We start from the raw sequence: 18875 nt of genomic DNA, 5'->3' as shown, positions 1-18875 counted from the left end.
TATCATATGATAAAAAGCACCATCTATTAACGATAGTGCTTTTAATAACTAATGTACTTCATCTAATAATATTCTAAGATAATCCCGTCTACTGTTTAATATTCTATCAATATAGATAGTTCGGTCTAAATAACGGTAAAAACTTAAATAATTATGACAAAGTAAATATCTGTATTCAATTTTACTTCCTAGATTAATCAATAATCGCTGCCCCATTTCTGGAAATATACTCAACGAGTCATTCGTAGTCACTATATCCGAAACGGTTTTCTTAGCTAACTCAATATCACCGGTTTCTTCTTCTATAAAAGATTTTATTTCTAGCAAATCTTCTCGTGCTTTTGGTGCATAGCTAATTTGATTATTCATAATTAAATCCCCAATTCACTCTTTAGTTGCTCTGATGAAATCCAGCCTTCTTCTTCACCAGATTTACGACCTGTCTCTAAAGCCCCCATAAGTTTTATAGTAGCCATTACACGTTCATAATCTTGAATATCCATAATTGCATATCTACCTCTACCATTTTTAGTTAAGAATACGGGACTATCTATAGTAACATCACGTAAAACTTCAGAATAATTACGTAAATCTGAAATAGGTTTTATATTCGGCATACTATCACCTCCAGAATACTTTAGTGATATAACACTCATCTTTCTAATATCTTATCATTATTGTAGTTAAATTATCATGTAAATTCAACATCAAATTTTACAGCGCATCTCTAAAATTTGAAGAAATCGATTTGAGTATCTTATAACAACAAAAGAAATTCTAGCTATTAATTAAATTGTTATTCTCACTTTCTCGTCATATAGTTGTGATATAATGCATACAAATACTTATGCCTAGGACATAGGAGGTCTATATGTACAAATATATTACAATTTTAGGGGCCGCTGGCCAAATTGCACAAAAGTTGACTGCTACATTATTAACATATACAGATATGCACCTTACATTATATGGTCGCCAATTGAGTACTCGTTTACATCCAGAAATTTTAGAACATGAACGCGTTACTGTCATCGAGGGTTCTTTCCAAAATCCTGCTAAATTAGAGGAAGCGGTAACAAATGCAGAGATCGTATTTGTAGGCGCTATGGAGTCTGGCAGCGATATGGCGGCTATTGTGAAAGCATTGAGCCGTAAAAACGTACGCCGTGTTATCGGTCTTTCTATGGCTGGTCTTTCTGGCGAATTCCCTGCAGCACTTGAAAAATGGACCTTCGACAGCTTGCCTATTAGCTATGTACAAGGCGAACGTCAAGCACGCAATGTGTTGCGCGAATCCAACTTAAACTACACAATCTTGCGCCTCACATGGCTCTACAATGATCCAGAAAATACAAATTATGAGCTCATTCCTGAAGGCGTTCAATTTAACGATGCCCAAGTTACACGAGAAGCTGTAGTAAAAGCTATCTTCGACATCTTACATGTAGATGATGAAACACCATTCCACCGTGCAAGCATCGGTATTGGCGAACCAGGCACACACTACGACAAACCAAGCTTTCACTAATATATATATGAATATTTAGTAAAAAAGAGAAAATACTATATACCAATACAAGACTATCTTCAATTCGCTTGAAGATGGTCTTTTTATATATCATTTTATGATTAAAGTATCTAGTTAACCCTATTTGAATTAAATATCTCATATATATTTATATACTGTAATTATATCGTTTAAATGATATAATTACAGTATATAAATAATGAACTAATACTTTTAAAACTATAAGGAGATAACTATGGGAATATTACGCGAAACAATTCGTCCATCCTCTGATTTACGAAATAAGTATCCTGAAATTTCTAAATCCTTACAACTTAAAGATGAGGCTGCCATTATTACTGTAAATGGTCGTGGAGATACCGTAAGTCTCGGCTATAATACATATAATATGTTAAAGTCAAAAATAGAATTACTATCCTCTCTTGTAGAAGGGCAAAACGATATCATTCAAGGTCGCACCACTACACTTGATGAAACCTTCAGCAGTATTGATAAAATGCTAGATCAAATGGGGTAACTCTATGAAAACCCAAACCTACACAATCATTCCTACGGAAAAGTTCAATAAAGAGCTACATCAGCAAATACTTTATATAGCTATGCAGTTTTCAAAAGAAACAGCTATACAAGTCAAAGAAAATATTCAAAATTCGATTTCAAATCTTATGAACCATCCATATATGGGGGCTAAACCTAAAATTAGAGCACTTAATGACAGCGACTTTCGAATGTTAATTTTAGAAAAACTTATCATTTTCTACACAGTTGTAGAGGAAACAAAAACAATTTATTTAATCTCTATACTTGATCAACGACAAGATTATGTAAATATACTAAATGGATTATAACGTTTCACCTTATTCAATACTTTTTCAATAACAAAATAACCATTCAAATAGGTATATCCAAAATCTAATCAGTACATTTTTACTCATGTAATATAGATTTTGGATATACCTTTTCTTATTCCCATATTTTATAGTTATTTATATAGATAAACTTTTGTATTTAGGCTATACTAATAAATGATTAAGTTATACTAATAGATATGTGAAAGTAAACGCCTATGCGGTTATCGATACCATTTATATATACATTTCTCCGCATAAAATATCGAGAAATTTATGTATAAAAATTAACGATATCCATTTTTAGCCCCACTTAGGGCTGAGGCTGATTAAGGAGTTATTATGAATCGCATTGTTGTTATTGGTAGTTGCAACATGGATATTGTAGTGCTCGCGGATAAACGTCCGGCGGCAGGCGAAACAATCATGGGCAACGAATTGCACATCGCACATGGCGGTAAAGGTGCAAACCAAGCGGTAGCTGCTGCTCGTCTCGGTGCAGAGGTTACTATGGTTGGTTGCATCGGCGAAGATGCATACGGCAAAATGATTTTAGATAATCTAAGAGAAAATTTCATCAATACAGATTACATCGTTACCGTACCGAATACTACAACGGGTACAGCCCATATTACATTAGCTGAAGGCGATAACAGCATCATCGTAATTGCAGGCGCTAATGCTAAGGTCGACAAAAGCGTAGTAGATAACGCTTGGTCTGCTATCGAGCAAGCAGATCTCGTAATGGTGCAAAACGAAATTCCTATTCCCACAATCGAATACATCGTTCGTCGTTGTCACGAGGCCAATGTAAAAGTCCTCTTAAATCCAGCTCCAGCGGCTGACCTCAATCCAGAGTGGTTAGAATTGGCAACCTATATTACGCCAAATGAGCATGAATTATCTGCCCTCTACCCTAACCAATCCACGAAGGAAACATTGCTAGCTAACGAAAATAAAATCATCGTTACCCTTGGTAGCAAGGGCGTAGGTTATGCAGATAATGGCGAAATCCATACCGTATCTGGCTTCAAGGTTGAACCAGTAGATACTACTGGCGCAGGCGATACCTTCAACGGTGCCTTTGCAACAGCTATCGTTAATGGTAAAAGCTTAGCCGATGCATTGCACTACGGCAACGCGGCCGCAGCCCTCTCCATCCAACGCTTAGGTGCCCAAGGCGGCATGCCTACAAAGGACGAGGTTGCTGCATTCTTAGAAGAGAATTAACTATTGAATAAACATTTCAATACAAGTTATACATTCTCATACAACGAATGTATCTGCCCTCTATTAAAAAAGAGAGTTAATGACTGAGGTGTTAAACCTCAGCCATCAAAATATAAAAGGAGTTTACCATGCAACGACACGGCATTTTAAATAGCCATATCGCTAAGGTGCTTGCCGATCTTGGTCACACAGATACAATTTGTATCTCAGACTGTGGTCTACCAGTACCTGAAGGGGTTCAAAAAATCGACTTAGCTTTAGATTTCGGTGTACCAAGCTTTGAGCAAGTAGTATCCATCATCGCTAAGCATATGAAATCCGAAGCAGTTCATGTGGCAACAGAAATTAAAGAAAATAATCCTAAGGCTTATGACTTCTTGGAGTCTACCTTCCCATCCGATCAATACGAATGGATTGAAACAAGCCATGAGGCATTCAAAGAAGCCACAAAACAATGCAAATGCATTATTCGAACTGGTGAAGCATCTCCGTATGCAAACATTATCTTGCGCGCCGATTGTATTTTCAGCAATCGTCCGTAGAGCAATAGATTAGAGATACTTTCACCAATCATATAGGAGTAGTTATGGAAATTGTTATGTCAGGCATTGCAAAGGCATTTGGTACGAACCAAGTACTGCGCGATGTAAGTATTACCCTCAAGGAGGGCGAGGTTCACGCCTTGATGGGCGAAAACGGCGCCGGCAAGTCTACCCTCATGAATATCCTCACTGGTATTCACAAGGCAGATGCTGGTACAATCACCATCGATGGCGTAGAGCGCACCTTCCCGAACCCGAGAGAGGCCGAGTTAAATGGTGTGGCTTTTATCCACCAAGAGCTCAACATTTGGCCAAATCTAACATTGTTAGAAAATCTATATTTAATGAGACCAAAGCGCAACAAATTTGGTATGCTCGATAAAAAAGCGATGCTCACTGAGGCAGAAAATACATGCCGCGAACTAGGCATCGAATTACCACTCACAACTGAGGCAGGCCTTTGCTCCGTTGGTCATCAACAAATGACGGAAATCCTTCGCATCTTGATGTTAGATGCAAAGGTTGTCATCATGGACGAACCAACAGCAGCCCTCACAGAGCGTGAAACGGCGACATTGTTTAACATGATGCGTAAAATGAAAGCCCGCGGCGTTGCCATCGTATATATCTCTCACCGTATGGAAGAGGTATTTAGCGAATGCGATACGATCACAGTTATGCGCGATGGTCACACCATCATTACAAAACCAACTGCTGAGATTTCTGTAGACGAAGTAGTACGCCACATGGTAGGCCGTTCTATTGACGAGTTCTACCCTGCTCGCACCACAACACCAGGCGAGGTTGTGATGAGCGTAGATAACCTCAAACCAGAAGGTTTCGACAACGACATTTCCTTCTCCTTGCGCAAAGGCGAAATCCTCGGCGTAGCAGGCCTTATGGGTGCAGGCCGTACAGAAATCATGCGCGCTATCTTCGGTGTAGATAAACATAATGGCGGTACCGTAACAGTTAACGGCTCCGTTCTGAACTGTAAAAAACCAGAAGATGCCATCAAAGCTGGCATTGCTTTCATCACAGAAAATAGAAAGAGCGAAGGCTTGATCCTCGATTTCTCCATCGGTTCCAATATTACATTGCCAAACCTGGGCGAAATTTGCCCATCTCATGTATTGGATAAGGGCAAGCTCAATTCCTTTGCTGACGAATTGTCTAAAAAGCTAGGCGTTAAAACACAATCTATTCACGAACCGGCATCGTCCCTATCCGGTGGTAACCAACAAAAGGTGGTTATCGCGAAATGGGTTGGTAAAAAGCCATCCATTATCATCATGGACGAACCGACACGCGGTATCGACATCGGTGCGAAACGTGATATTTATGATTTAATGAACGAATTAACGAACGATGGTGTGTCCATTATCATGGTGTCCTCTGAGTTACCCGAAGTGCTGGGCATGAGCGACCGCGTTATGGTCATTCATGAAGGTCGCGTAGCAGGTATCTTGGACCGCAGCGATGCAACACCAGAATCGATTATGACATTAGCCACAGGAGGACAATAATGGACAGCAAAGCTCTACAATATGTAAAAAAATTAGGCCCCCTCATCGGCCTCATCCTATTATTTATCATTATCTCTGTCATGAACGACAGTTTCCTTGAATTCTCTAACTTGCGTAACTTGTTGCGCCAAGTATCCATCAATGCAATCATCGCCTTTGGTATGACTTTTGTCATCTTAACGGGCGGTATCGACTTATCCGTTGGTTCCATTCTTGCCCTCTCTAGTGCAGTGATGGCCAACCTCATCGTAACTGGTACTGACCCTGTATTGGCTATCGTATTAGCTGCAGGTGCGGGCCTTGTATTGGGCGGTATTAACGGTCTCGTTATTACTTATGGCCGCGTAGCTCCATTTATTGCTACCTTGGCCACCATGACCATCTACCGTGGTGCGACGCTAGTATTCACAGACGGTAACCCAATCTCTGGCCTTACACAAGACCCTCTATTCCACGGCTTTGGCCAAGGGGATATTGCAGGCCTTCCAGTTCCAGCGATCACAATGTTCCTAGCTTTCATCGTTCTCTGGTTCGTATTGAGCCGCACATCCTTAGGCCGTAAAACCTACGCCGTAGGTGGCAGTGAAAAGGTTAGTTACATTGCTGGTATCAAGATTGACCGCGTTAAAATCTTCGTGTATGCCTTAACAGGTATGCTCTGTGGTATCGCTGGTGCAATCATCACATCTCGTCTTAACTCTGCACAACCTACAGCAGGTGCAGGCTACGAACTTGACGCTATCGCAGCCGTAGTTCTTGGTGGCACAAGCCTTGCTGGCGGTCGTGGTCATATCGTCGGCACATTAATTGGTGCCCTCATTATCGGTACCCTCAACAACGGGTTAAATATTCTCGACGTTTCCAGTTTCTATCAACAAGTTGTAAAAGGTATTGTCATTTTATTGGCGGTTCTTGCAGACCGCAAGAAAGCCTAGGAGGTTCCTATGAAAAAACTATTGTTACTGTTGGCGATGGCTATCATGGTTATCGGTCTTGTAGCAGGCTGTGGTAAAAGCGCTGATAACGGCGGCGACAAAAAATCCGGCACTATCGGCTTCTCTGTTTCCACATTGAACAACCCATTCTTCGTAACTATGAAAGAAGGCGTTGAGGCTCAAGCTAAAGCGCTTGGTCTTAAAGTTAAAATCGTTGATGCTCAAAACGACCCAGCTAAACAAGCAAACGATATTTCCGACTTACTTGAAAGTGGCGTTTCTGTATTGATTATCAACCCTGTAGACTCTGCAGCTATCTCTACTTCCGTAGAAGCAGCAAATGCTAAAAACATTCCTGTAATCACTGTTGACCGCTCTGCTGACAAAGGCAAAGTAGTAGCTCACATCGCTTCCGATAACGTAAAAGGTGGCGAAATGGCTGCACAACTTATCGTTGATAAAGTAGGCAAAGCTGCAAAAGTAGCTGAAATCGAAGGTATCCCTGGTGCTTCCGCAACACGTGAACGTGGCCAAGGTTTCCACAACGTAGCTGACAAAGACTTAACAGTAGTAGCAAAACAAAGTGCTGACTTCGACCGTACAAAAGGTTTGAACGTAGCAACAAACATTTTGCAAGCTAACCCTGACGTACAAGCTATCTTTGCTCATAACGACGAAATGGCATTGGGCGCTATCCAAGCAGCTAAATCCGCAGGCAAAACAATCTTCATCGTAGGCTTTGACGGTACTGCTGATGCAGACAAAGCTGTTAAAGACGGCACATTGGCTGCAACAATTGCTCAACAACCAGACCAAATGGGTAAAATCGCTATCGATACAGCTCAAAAAGTTATCAAAGGCGAAGCTGTAGAAGCTAAAATCCCTGTAGATCTTAAAGTTGTTACAAAATAATTGTAAATAGAAACTGGGTACAGAAAACCCCGACATCAAATTGATGTCGGGGTCTTTATTATATGTATTTTAGTTAATCCTATATAACGTTTATCAACCAAAATATATACTCTTATAGTGTTTTCTTAAAGAAAGTGATGTTATGAAAACAACATATATTAAAACATGAAGTTTACATCTGTACGCCAGTAATCGCCTAATTTATTACCGTCCATATCTTTATTACCGAAGCCGTAGTAAGCACCGATAGATACGTTTTGGAATGGTACATAGTTTACATTAGCTACAAAGCCTTTGAAACCATTGCGTACATGAGCTACGCCCTTATTATCTACATAATGTTGATTGTAGAAGCTATACGCAGGCGCAAAGGCACTACTGAAGATTGGGGAGTTCCCTTCTTGGTAGTAGTATTGACCGCGTACGCTATAAGTATGAGCTTTCTTAATGTCATAGTTACCATAGCCAAGACTAGCCATCCAAGCATGAGAGTCGGAAACGCCTGGAGCTGTAAGCCATTCGCCGAATACATTCCAACGGTTAAAGTTCATATTTGTATTGAGGCCCCAAATATTTTTGTATGGAGAATCAATAAAGGATTTAACTTGTTTGCCTGTCAACGCATCCACATCTTGGCCTTGATACAATTTACCATCATGGAAACGACCATACATACCACCAAGGGTAACATGTTTATTAAGTTTACCCTTAACTTCAACCATAGCTGCAGTAACTGTATTTTCTCTAGTTTGGTAAGTAGGAGCACCGCCCAACCAGTAACCATAACTAGCAGATACATCGAGCTTGCCATGTTTGTACATGAGGCGAGCACCATCAACGAGATCATCATACATAAGGCCTAGGCCTGGTGTATAGAGTTGACGACCTACGCGCAAGGTTGTGTCTTTACCGAAATGATGATCTACATAGGCAAGATTAATTTTACCTTGTGTAGCATTGCTATTGCCGAATTCGCTAGAACCTTGAATACGTACGACTGCATCAGTTTTATCGTTAACCTTAGCATTAAAAATCACACGGGCACGATAATCAAAGGAGGAATGTTTACCATACGCATAGGTATCATTTTTCAACTCGCTGCCGCGGTAACGCAAACGGTAGTTACCAGTCACCTTTACATTCCCTACTTGATTTTCTAATTTGGCTACTCGCACACCTAATGTGTTGAGTTCATTTCCAAATTCATCGGCCAAACGATTAATCATCGCTTGTTGTTCCGCATTGGCTTTATCTTGGTTAGCCATCGCCTTAGCTACCATTTGAGCCATTTCGTATCGCGTAATAGGATTGTTCCCTTTGAAAGTTCCATCAGGGTACCCATTAATAATCCCTGCATTCGCTAATTGCTCAACAGATTGGTACGCCCAACTAGAAGCATCTACATCGGAAAATGGATTGGCTGCATACACACTTACAGAACCTAATACCATACAGGAAACTAAACTTGCTACCAACTTTTTATTCATTAAAAAGACCTTCTCTCATATAGATATCACACAATATCTCATATATTAAATTTATTTTATGTACTCAAGTACATACCGAAATAACATAGTACTCAAGAACTAAATCTTACATTATATAGTGATTGAAAGCTAAATCTATCACTACACACTCCCCAGAAGTAAACACTAGTACTTCTGAGATTTTTATTCGTGAGGTGTTGTATAGTTAATATCTTGTGCCTTGTAGCTTTCACCATGAGCTAATACGTGAACGATGGTTTCTAATGTGGCACGTACAGTTTGAACAGCCATGCTTGGTTGATTTGGTTTATCCACTACTTGGGATGGCAAGTACGGAATATGCATGAAGCCCGCTTTGATGTTGCCCTTTTGCGCTGCATAATGACATACACCATACATCAAGTGATTACATACGAAGGTACCCGCTGTATTAGAAACCTTAGCTGGAATACCATTTTGATGCAATGCGTTAACGATGTTTTTAATAGGCAATGTCGCAAAGTATGCACTAGGGCCATCGGCTACAACAGGTTCATCTTCCGGTTGGTTGCCCCCATTATCTGGGATGCGGAAATCATCACAGTTAATAGCAACGCGTTCTACTGTAATATCTGGGCGACCGCCTGCTTGACCTACACATAGAATGAAATCTGGTTGGCACTCTTCAGCCGCAGCTTTCACAGTATCAACAGATTTGTAACGCACAGTAGGAACCATTTGAGTCACTACCTTATAATCACCATCGGTATAACCATCCATTGTTTTTACCGCTTCCCAAGCAGGATTAATAGGTTCACCGCCGAATGGATCAAAACCGGTAATCAAAATTGTTTTCATCACACTACCTCATAACGATATTCTACGATTTATAACAATAAGTACATGTTGATAAGGACAATTATACACAAAACTACATCATAGTAGATTGTATATAGTATCCAATATCATAAGAATATCGTGCTTTCACGAAAGGTTTAAATAAAGTAATACATTAATAGGGTGTTCAATACGAGCATAATTAATGCAATTGGAAGTTGTGCTTTAATAACGCCGTATTGGTCGCGCATTTCAAGGAGCGCTACCGGTACGATGTTGAAGTTGGCCGCCATAGGAGTCATCAAAGTACCGCAATAGCCAGCAAGCATTGCGATAGCACCGACAGCAGCTGGGTTAGCACCATGAGCTACGACGAGCATTGGAATACCAATAGCACTTGTAATCATTGCAAATGCAGCAAAGGCGTTACCCATGATCATTGTGAAGATAACCATACCGATGCAGTATGCTACAACAACGAGGAATACATTATCAGCTGGTACTACGCTTGCAACGGCACTGGAGATAATTTTACCAACGCCAGCCAAATTAAATAGATAGCCTAGAGCCGCTAATAATTGGGACAAGATAGCAGTCCAACCAATAGCATCGATAAGACGACGACCTTCATGGAAACCTTGGTTAAGTGAACCCTTAGTGATGTAAAGCGCAGCACACATTGCAATGATTGCAGCAATACCAAGACCAACAAGAGCACCTAGTTTAGTAAAGAAGCCGATTACGAAGGTAATGATACCAACAAGCAAAGCTGGAACAAAGATAACATTACCAATACGAACTGCTTCGCCTTTTTTAAATTCGATAGCAGATTCAAAGTAATTGCCTTTGCCAAGTTGTTTTACCAACACGATAACCGCCATAGCAATTACAAGCCAACCATTGATTTCCTTGGAGAGATAAGAGCCAAAGATAAAGGATACACTATACAATAACCAAAATAGACCTGTACCAATGCGATATTTATGTTCTTTATCTAAAAATGATTGAATGGCAAAGATAAATAGAATAATCCCTACGAGAAGATATACATAATCTAAGGGCTGCATTTTATAGAGTAGTTCTAACATATTATTTGCCCCCTTTCGCTAATTCTTCTGGTGTAACAAGTATATTAAATTCATTAGGTACTAATTTACCCGCTTTCATATCTGCTTCGTCACGAGCTACATAGGCTTGAATTGTTTTATCGAAGATAATAAAGCGAATGAAGTTAACGATATATGCACAAACAGCAGTTGGCAATCCGTACAATACCATATCTGTTAATTCAACAGAATAGCCCAATTGTTCCATAACGCCTTTGATGAGTAATAAACCACCAGCAGCAAGGAATAAGTTTTGACCAAAGAAGTTACCTGTATTATCTGCAGAAGCAGCTATACCACGTACCTTATCTAGAGTGCGTTGAGATACTGGACGACCTTGTGCTACAGCAGCTTCACTCATAGGAGCAATCAATGGACGAACCATAGCAACCATACCAGACATGTTAATACCAAAGGCTACTGTTACTTGGCGTACAAATAAGTAAATCATAAAGATACGACCAGCAGTAGCTGCGTTGATCTTACCGATTAAAATTTCTGCCCGTTCACGCAAGCCGTGACGTTCCATAAGACCAATAACAGGTAAAATCAAAATAAATAATGACATATAACGATTTTTAACAAAGGCCTCACCAATGGCACCAACGATATCGTTGATACTGAGACCACCTGCAAGGCCCGTTACAAAACCTGCGGCTACGACAACTAACAAGGCATTAAAGCGCAGCATCAGACCGATGACCATCACTAAAATACCAGATAAGACTAACATAGTCTCACATCCTTTCAAAAAAACATCCATGACCCTATCCCATAGTCCATAGACATACTACATATGTTTACATTATATACCCAAACATGTATTTTTTGCATAAACAAATAAACCTTATACATCAATTACATTTGATTCTGTTATTATATCGAATTATAAAGACATTCTAAATCAAAGGTAAGTAGTGTATAAGGTTTGCTTTCTATAATAAATCTTTTTTGAAAAGTATTGTAGTATGTTGTTTACCTCTAAAATGAACTTTGTCATAGGCCTTAAAGCCAAAGGACTCATACATTTTAGGCAACCATGGATGTTCTTTTGCAGTCCCCAATGTAACAGCAGGCGTTTTAAATTGGTTAATCAATAATTCTTCAGCATAGCCAAGAGTTTCCCGAGCATAACCTTTTCCTTTAAACTCTGGTGCGGTTACAAAGTGAGCGATGTGTGGAAATTTATCTGGTGTAGAATATTTCACCCACGGCATACAGAATGTAATAGAGCTTACAAGTTGTCCATCAATATACAATCCATATACAGGATAGGTCTCGATCCATTCTTTGGATTCTTCCTCTGTAAAATCGATAGCATCGAATGTAATCGGATAGTCCTTAATCGCTGCATAGCCGTCGATTAATACCTTATGATATTCCGCTGTATCTGCTACAGTTAATTGTCTAAATTCTTTCATGGTCTTTCCCTCATATCTATATTTTTATTCATAAACTATGTATATTTATTACTTATGAACGTTATTATACACCTATATGTATTTACTTTCAAGATTTTTACATAAATATTATATGAAGTTTTTATACCCAATAAGAAAACACAGAATAACATATTGTAATACTAGTATTTTTCTATTATAAAAGTTATCCAACATACATAAGATGTATAAATATTAATTTCACTATTTATATTTCAGGGTTAATATATCAATTCTATATAAGCATAAAAAAACAGGATGTATCACTGGGATACATCCTGTTTTTGAGCTTTCACAAGCTCGAGGGGAAGTTGTTATCAACGTATTATTGGTTAATACGGGAACCGTATACGTCGCGTTGAGTTTTAGGTTCGTTGTTAACGCGAACACGTTCTGTTTTATGACGATCGTTATCAGCACCAGAAATACGGTCAACACGGAAGTGGTTAAGACGAATATTTTGTAATTCAGGACCAAATTCGTTCATAGCACGTTTCATGTTGTCATCGATAGGAGCACCATTTTGAAGTGCACGGTACAACATAGTAGCGAATTCGTAACGAGTCATCTTAACGTCGCCTTTGAATGTGCCATCAGGGTAGCCAACAAGGATACCATTACCAGCCAATTGGCTAATGTATTGGTAAGCCCAGTGATTACGAGGAACATCTGGGAATTCAGCAGTTTTGCTAGGATCAATTGCATGTGGAGTCAAGATTTGTAACAAGTTGTTGTATTTGTTTTCCATATCTTGAAGACGTGCGTTCAATTCAGCAATTTCACGACCCATAGCTACACGAGAGCGGGACTCAGGGGAACGTTTACCAAGACGGATGGATACGCCAGCGTTCAATTGAGTTTCGCCAGTGCCTACAGTACCACCAACGGAGAACATTGTATCTTCGTTAGGACGGTAGAAAGCACCTAATGCAGCGGAGTTAGCATTGTGGTAGTGACCATAACCAGCAGCGATTGTCCATTTGTCATCTGGGTTGAAGTCCAATGGATGCAATGCAGCCAATGCAGCAGAACCTGCACCTACTTTATTAACACGTTTTTCAACATTACCAACACGGTTATTCAAGTTATTGATGTTATTGTTGATTGCACCTGGTGTGGAATTGTTGATTTGAGTTTGCAAATCATTTGCCACGGAGTACAATTGGCTACCGTTTACAGCATCTGTGGAGTCAGCGGAAATTTTACCAGCTGCTACGTTGTGGATTTGACGTTCTTCACCAGCTTTACCAACGGATACAGAGCCTACAGGGCTAGTGCCTGCGAATCCACCATATGTATGACCAGCTACTGTTGCGTTAGTTACGTTAGTAGCAGAACGAGTAGTAGAGTTAGCACCTAATGCAATGGAGTTTGCAGTGGATGCATTAGCTTTGTTACCGATTGCAATACTGTAGTCAGCAGTTGCAGCTGCATCAGAACCGAATACGTTAGTACGTACGCCTGTTGCTTGTGCACCAGCACCGAATGCTTGTGCATGATCGCCAGTTGCTGTTGCAGAGGAACCAATTGCATTAGCATGGTTGCCATTTGCTGTAGCATCAGCACCGATTGCATTAGCTTTGTAACCAGTAGATTTTGCTTGGTGACCAAGAGCTAAAGAACGTACATCGGAAGCAGTTGCACGAGTACCGATTGCAATACCCCAAGTTTTGTCAGCTTGAGCTTCATGACCGATAGCAATGGATTCGCTCATACTCGCTTGAGCCTTATTGCCGACTGCTAATGCAGAGCTACCTAATGCAGTATTTTCAGAACCGATTGCTACGGAATTACTATTCCAAGAGCCGTTCAAAAGTGTAGCAGAATCTGGTTCATTATCGAAAGTACGATCACGGTAGTTTGTAGTTGTACCAGCTACAGTATTGTTATAACCATAACCAATCGCATTTGTACCACTAATTACATTGCTATCACCAAATGCTTGTGCGAATGCACCAGTTACGCTATTACCATCACCGAATGCATTAGCTTGGTTACCATTAATAGTATTTTGGTTACCATAGGCACTGCTAGAACCATTAGCGCTTGTAATTAAATTACCTTGACCTACAGCAATGCTTGTAGCTGTACCATCAGCAACGGTACCATAAGCAACACTATTATGTGTAGTGTCAGGAGATGCTGTAGCATTACCAGCAGCAAAGATAAAACCTTGTGCTGTTTGAATTTCTGCCGCATTAACTGGTGCAGTTGCAGATAGACCTACAGCAGCTGTTGCAGCCAATACAGCAAACGCTAATTTTTTGGAATGTTTGTTTTCTCTCATCTTACACCCTCGCTAAATTAAAATTCTTAACCAAACACAATACAATTTTTCAGTCTCTCTAAATTCCGCCTCTCTCCTCGGGCTAATTAAATATACTTCTTATTTTGAGCTAAGAAATATATTCAATTCATTTTAAGAAAAATTTATATTGTTGATTACCCGCCTAGCATATCAAAGTTTTACGATATAAACAAGCCTTTTTCCCATATAAAGTTCATTAATAACTCTTCATAATGTCAAAAAATAGCGTGATTGCTGGTATTCTTCGTTGTATTAATATACTCATCGATTTTGCTTATGAGTAAAAAAAATCACACCTTTTTCAGGATTCTACAGAATATATATTGTGTAGCTTATAAATAATTATTACTTTAATAAGCCAAACAGATATTTAGACTTTCCAGTTATTCATTATTCACATTAATTTCATGAACACTTTCTGAATTTTTATAGAATAGAATATTTAATCATTTTTCTGAATTTTATACTATTTTTATTTTTATACTTAATAGCATAACACATCTACGTAAATACTTAAGATTAGTATACACATATCGCCACACATATTCGTATAAGCTTACAAAAATAAGACTTAATCTATATATAATACTCATATAATTCCAAATAGATCATAAAAACCAAAAAGCTCCTACGTTATATGAACGTTAGGAGCTTTTTATATATTAAGCCAATAAGGCTTTTACAAGTTCTTCTGCTTTGCCAAAATCATCTGCATCTGGGTTCCAGTTACATTTGATTTCTGGTTCAACAACAGAGAATCCATATTTAGTTAATTCTTCACGAAGTACCTTTGTAGATTCACCAGACCAACCGTAGGTACCGAATACAGCAGCCTTTTTGTTTTTAAACTTCAACTCACGTAAGAAGTCGAGCCATCCAGCTACGGCAGATAATACACTATTCCCTACAGTTGGGGAACCAACAGCAATGGCTTTAGACTTGAATACTTCTGTCATGATGTCATTTTTATTGGTTTTACTGATATTAAAGATCTTAACTCGTGTATCAGGAGATTGTTTTGCAATTTCATCAGCAATTTTATGAGCCAATTTCTTCGTACCATCCCACATGGTGTCATATACGACTGTAATTTGGTCTTCTTGGTATGCTTGAGACCATTCATAGTATTTTTCTACGATTTGCAATGGGTTTTCACGCCAAATAGCACCATGACTTGTAGCAATGATATCGATTGGCAAGTTAAGCTTTTGAATCTCTTCAACCTTTGCTTTTACCAATGGAGAGAATGGGTTCAAAATATTAGCGTAATATTTCATCGCCTCTGCCCATAGACGGCATTGATCAGCCTTATCAGCCCACAATTCTTCTACCGCAAAATGTTGACCAAAGGCATCGTTGGAGAACAAGATATTGTCGCCAGTCATATACGTCGCCATGGAATCAGGCCAGTGAAGCATGCGCATTTCAACGAATACCAAAGATTTACCGTTGCCGATATCTACGGAATCCCCTGTTTTCACAGTTTTAAAATTCCATTCTGGATGATGGTATTGACCAACCAAGGACTTAACAGCGTTTTCTGTACAGTAAATCGGAGTATTAGGAATTTTCTCCATCAATGCTGGCAAAGAACCACTGTGATCGACTTCGCCGTGGTTACATACGATGAAATCAATCTTGTTTAAATCAATTTCAGATTCCAAGTTATCAATAAATTCTGTGGAATGAGGTTTCCACACAGTATCGATGAGGACTGTCTTTTCCTCTTCAATCAAATACGCATTTTGGCTAGAGCCATTGTTAATGCTGTAATCTGAACCGTGGAACTCTTGTAATTCCCAGTCAATTTTACCAACCCAAGATACGTTATTTTTTATATGCTTTCTCATAATAACCTCCATAATTCTTGTGAAAGTCTTTCACAATCAACAATATTTATGGCCTATGTGGTATCTATGTATAGAACTATCTATACTGCTATGCATATATCACAACTCGGTCATTAACTATGGCTTTATTATACCCATATCGCATTATTAAGTCTGTATCTGTAGGTACAGATTTGAGAATTATTATAAAAAACCACTCATAGGAAATCATATGCTGTACATTAGCGTACAATGGATTTCCCATGAGTGGTTACGACTATATACAGTTTTAATAGTGGATTGTTTATTATCTAGCTTAGATAATCTAGGATAACGTCCGACTATTGATTTCCATTCTTAGATAATCCAGGGATGGCTTTATAGATATATAACGCAATATATCCATCGACCATGCTATGAATGATGGTACCGCCACCTACAAGAACGAATACGACGTAGATAAGATCGATATTCGGCATTGTAGTCGTAGTATAGAACAAGAGGCATGCAAGTACTTCACCGATGGCGTGAATGATGGCACATACAAGGTTGAAAGCAGCAAAGGATAACGCCCCAGTCAATACGCCTGGATGATGTTTAATATAGTAAGCCCCCATCAAGGCAAAGATGATATGAGAGGCCGCGCGCATAACAATGACAAGCGGGAAGCCGGCTACAAAGAAACCAAGTGTAGAACCTATGACTACACAAGCGGCCATCTTGCGAGACAAGAACATAGCTAGGAATATAGGTACATGGCTAGCCAACGTATACGACGCCGGTGGAATGACAACTTTCAGAGGCATCATAATAGGAATCATGATGGCTAATGCCATCAACAAAGCAGTAATGGTTAGATTTCGATACATCGAAGAATTCATAAAGGCCTCCTTAGTTAATATATCTAGTGTCCTACATTTCCCCACAAATTAAGGATCACTACGCCTACTACGATTAAAGCAATACCTAGCACAGTGTAAATATTAATGCCTTCGTGAAAGATAAAGACAGAAATCAAAGTTGTCACAACAAGCCCCACGCCAGACCATGTAGCATAGGTAACGCTCAGCGGAATATATTTCAACACATGGGTTAACGTATAAAACGACCCTATGTACCCAAGCGCACACGCAATGGTCTGCAACGGTCTCGTAAATCCGTCAGATGCTTTTAGCATGGTCGTTGCAAACAACTCTAGCCCTATAGATAAGGCTAGAAGAACATATGGTAACATAACCCCTCCCGCTCGAAAAAAGAGAGGGACCTTCTCCCTCTCTCTTATTTTTTAGTATTAAAGACGTTCGATAACAGCTTGTGCCATTTCTGTGGTACCAACGCGCTTCAAACCTTCACGGTAGATGTCACCTGTGCGGTAACCATCAACGAGTACTTGTTCAACAGCTTTTTCAATAGCGTCAGCCACTTGTGGTAAATCAAGGGAATGACGGCACATCATAGCTGCGGACAAGATTGTGCCCAATGGGTTCGCCAAGTTTTGGCCCATGATGTCTGGTGCGGAACCGTGGATTGGCTCGTACAATGCTGTGCCTGTGCCCATGGATGCAGATGGTAAAAGCCCGATGGAACCGGAGATAACAGCGCCTTCGTCAGACAAGATGTCGCCGAACAAGTTTGTTGTCACGATAACGTCGAATTGTGCAGGATTTACAACGAGTTGCATCGCTGTATTATCCACATAGAAGTAATCTGTTGCGATATCTGGATTAGCTGCCGCTTTCTCTTGAGCGATTTTACGCCACAAACGAGAAGATGCCAATACATTTGCTTTATCTACAGATACAACCTTTTTGTTACGTTTGCGAGCTGTTTCCATAGCAATGTCCATGATGCGCTCTACTTCGTAACGGCTGTAAGTTTCTTTATCCCATGCGAACTCGTTAGCACCTTCACCTTGTGCCTCTTCACGTTCACCGAAGTAAATACCGCCAGTCAACTCACGAACGATAACGAAATCTACATCTTGTACGAGTTCCTTTTTAAGTGGGGAATACTCTTGCAAGGAAGGATAGATTTTTACAGGACGCAAGTTACAGAACAAACCAAGCTCCTTACGAAGACCAAGAATTGCTTTCTCAGGACGGATAGAAGGATCTACATTATCCCATTTAGGACCGCCTACAGCACCAAGCAATACAGCATCAGCTGCTTTACAAGCCTCGATAGTATCCTCAGTCAAAGGCACGCCGTATGCATCAATAGACGCACCACCCGCTTTTTTATCAATCCAATTAACCTTTACACCGGCTTTCTCAAAAGCCACATCACATACAGCCTTCGCTGCAGCAATAATCTCAGTACCGATACCATCACCAGGAATCAATACGATATTCTTTTCGCTCATATTACCT

20 protein-coding genes are annotated in these 18875 nt (G+C 39.7%); 8 read left to right on the top strand and 12 right to left on the bottom strand.

Features of this window, described 5'->3' with window-relative positions; all coding sequences use genetic code 11:
* Positions 1-48: 48 nt before the first annotated feature.
* Positions 49-369 carry a type II toxin-antitoxin system RelE/ParE family toxin gene (locus ACSV5T_RS04835; protein ID WP_295259755.1) on the bottom strand — a complete coding sequence of 107 codons (321 nt, stop codon included), beginning with the start codon at positions 367-369 and terminating at the stop codon, positions 49-51.
* A gap of 2 nt (positions 370-371) precedes the next feature.
* Positions 372-617: a type II toxin-antitoxin system prevent-host-death family antitoxin gene (locus ACSV5T_RS04830; protein WP_285365368.1), complete on the bottom strand. Its 246-nt coding sequence runs from the start codon at positions 615-617 to the stop codon at positions 372-374.
* 254 nt (positions 618-871) lie between these two features.
* Here ACSV5T_RS04830 and ACSV5T_RS04825 point away from each other — a divergent pair, with 254 nt between their 5' ends.
* The 8 genes from ACSV5T_RS04825 (at position 872) to rbsB (ending at position 7521) form a co-directional block, all read left to right on the top strand.
* Positions 872-1528 (top strand): NAD(P)H-binding protein, encoded by a 657-nt coding sequence (locus tag ACSV5T_RS04825; RefSeq protein ID WP_005387476.1) that lies wholly within the window; start codon positions 872-874, stop codon positions 1526-1528.
* A gap of 235 nt (positions 1529-1763) precedes the next feature.
* Entirely contained in the window at positions 1764-2045 is a 282-nt protein-coding gene (locus ACSV5T_RS04820) for a type II toxin-antitoxin system Phd/YefM family antitoxin (RefSeq protein ID WP_005387475.1), read from the top strand.
* Between the two features lie 4 nt (positions 2046-2049).
* Positions 2050-2376, top strand: coding sequence for a type II toxin-antitoxin system RelE/ParE family toxin (locus ACSV5T_RS04815; protein ID WP_005387474.1), 327 nt, complete (start codon positions 2050-2052; stop codon positions 2374-2376).
* A gap of 342 nt (positions 2377-2718) precedes the next feature.
* On the top strand, positions 2719-3606 hold the full coding sequence (gene rbsK / locus ACSV5T_RS04810; protein ID WP_438320407.1) for a ribokinase: 888 nt from the start codon (positions 2719-2721) through the stop codon (positions 3604-3606).
* 128 nt (positions 3607-3734) lie between these two features.
* Positions 3735-4148: a D-ribose pyranase gene (gene rbsD / locus ACSV5T_RS04805; RefSeq protein WP_303884191.1), complete on the top strand. Its 414-nt coding sequence runs from the start codon at positions 3735-3737 to the stop codon at positions 4146-4148.
* A 44-nt stretch (positions 4149-4192) separates the two neighbouring features.
* Positions 4193-5674 (top strand): sugar ABC transporter ATP-binding protein, encoded by a 1482-nt coding sequence (locus ACSV5T_RS04800; protein WP_438320406.1) that lies wholly within the window; start codon positions 4193-4195, stop codon positions 5672-5674.
* Complete coding sequence (locus ACSV5T_RS04795) at positions 5674-6609, top strand: ABC transporter permease (protein ID WP_105084216.1); 936 nt, start codon at positions 5674-5676, stop codon at positions 6607-6609. The genes ACSV5T_RS04800 and ACSV5T_RS04795 overlap by 1 nt, the downstream gene beginning before the upstream one ends.
* Positions 6610-6618: 9 nt before the next feature.
* Positions 6619-7521, top strand: coding sequence for a ribose ABC transporter substrate-binding protein RbsB (gene rbsB / locus ACSV5T_RS04790; protein WP_060919259.1), 903 nt, complete (start codon positions 6619-6621; stop codon positions 7519-7521).
* A 158-nt stretch (positions 7522-7679) separates the two neighbouring features.
* On the opposite strand, the gene ACSV5T_RS04785 is transcribed toward rbsB, so the two are convergent.
* The 10 genes from ACSV5T_RS04785 to leuB form a co-directional block, all read right to left on the bottom strand.
* Positions 7680-9008, bottom strand: a complete 1329-nt coding sequence (locus tag ACSV5T_RS04785) for an S-layer homology domain-containing protein (protein WP_105089582.1) — start codon at positions 9006-9008, stop codon at positions 7680-7682.
* Between the two features lie 183 nt (positions 9009-9191).
* Positions 9192-9845 (bottom strand): pyroglutamyl-peptidase I, encoded by a 654-nt coding sequence (pcp, locus tag ACSV5T_RS04780; protein ID WP_295232413.1) that lies wholly within the window; start codon positions 9843-9845, stop codon positions 9192-9194.
* A 137-nt stretch (positions 9846-9982) separates the two neighbouring features.
* On the bottom strand, positions 9983-10912 hold the full coding sequence (locus ACSV5T_RS04775; RefSeq protein WP_438320405.1) for a DUF979 domain-containing protein: 930 nt from the start codon (positions 10910-10912) through the stop codon (positions 9983-9985).
* A 1-nt stretch (position 10913) separates the two neighbouring features.
* Positions 10914-11663 carry a DUF969 domain-containing protein gene (locus tag ACSV5T_RS04770; protein ID WP_039969492.1) on the bottom strand — a complete coding sequence of 250 codons (750 nt, stop codon included), beginning with the start codon at positions 11661-11663 and terminating at the stop codon, positions 10914-10916.
* Positions 11664-11865: 202 nt separating this feature from the next.
* Entirely contained in the window at positions 11866-12351 is a 486-nt protein-coding gene (locus tag ACSV5T_RS04765) for a GNAT family N-acetyltransferase (protein ID WP_005387448.1), read from the bottom strand.
* A 343-nt stretch (positions 12352-12694) separates the two neighbouring features.
* The gene (locus tag ACSV5T_RS04760; protein WP_295805424.1) at positions 12695-14656 is read right to left on the bottom strand and encodes an S-layer homology domain-containing protein; all 1962 of its coding nucleotides are present in this window, start codon (positions 14654-14656) and stop codon (positions 12695-12697) included.
* Between the two features lie 683 nt (positions 14657-15339).
* Positions 15340-16527, bottom strand: a complete 1188-nt coding sequence (locus ACSV5T_RS04755; protein WP_438320404.1) for an MBL fold metallo-hydrolase — start codon at positions 16525-16527, stop codon at positions 15340-15342.
* 320 nt (positions 16528-16847) lie between these two features.
* The gene (locus ACSV5T_RS04750) at positions 16848-17387 is read right to left on the bottom strand and encodes a hypothetical protein (RefSeq protein ID WP_105089576.1); all 540 of its coding nucleotides are present in this window, start codon (positions 17385-17387) and stop codon (positions 16848-16850) included.
* 23 nt (positions 17388-17410) lie between these two features.
* Positions 17411-17740 carry a DMT family transporter gene (locus tag ACSV5T_RS04745; protein WP_005387443.1) on the bottom strand — a complete coding sequence of 110 codons (330 nt, stop codon included), beginning with the start codon at positions 17738-17740 and terminating at the stop codon, positions 17411-17413.
* A 57-nt stretch (positions 17741-17797) separates the two neighbouring features.
* A complete protein-coding gene (gene leuB / locus ACSV5T_RS04740; RefSeq protein WP_105092464.1) occupies positions 17798-18868 on the bottom strand; it encodes a 3-isopropylmalate dehydrogenase in 1071 nt (356 codons plus the stop codon).
* Positions 18869-18875: the final 7 nt, after the last annotated feature.

This window comes from Veillonella sp. ZSJB6 (assembly GCF_051549505.1).
In the GTDB taxonomy this organism is placed as follows: Bacteria; Bacillota; Negativicutes; order Veillonellales; family Veillonellaceae; genus Veillonella.
This window is presented reverse-complemented; position numbering and strand designations above follow the sequence as displayed.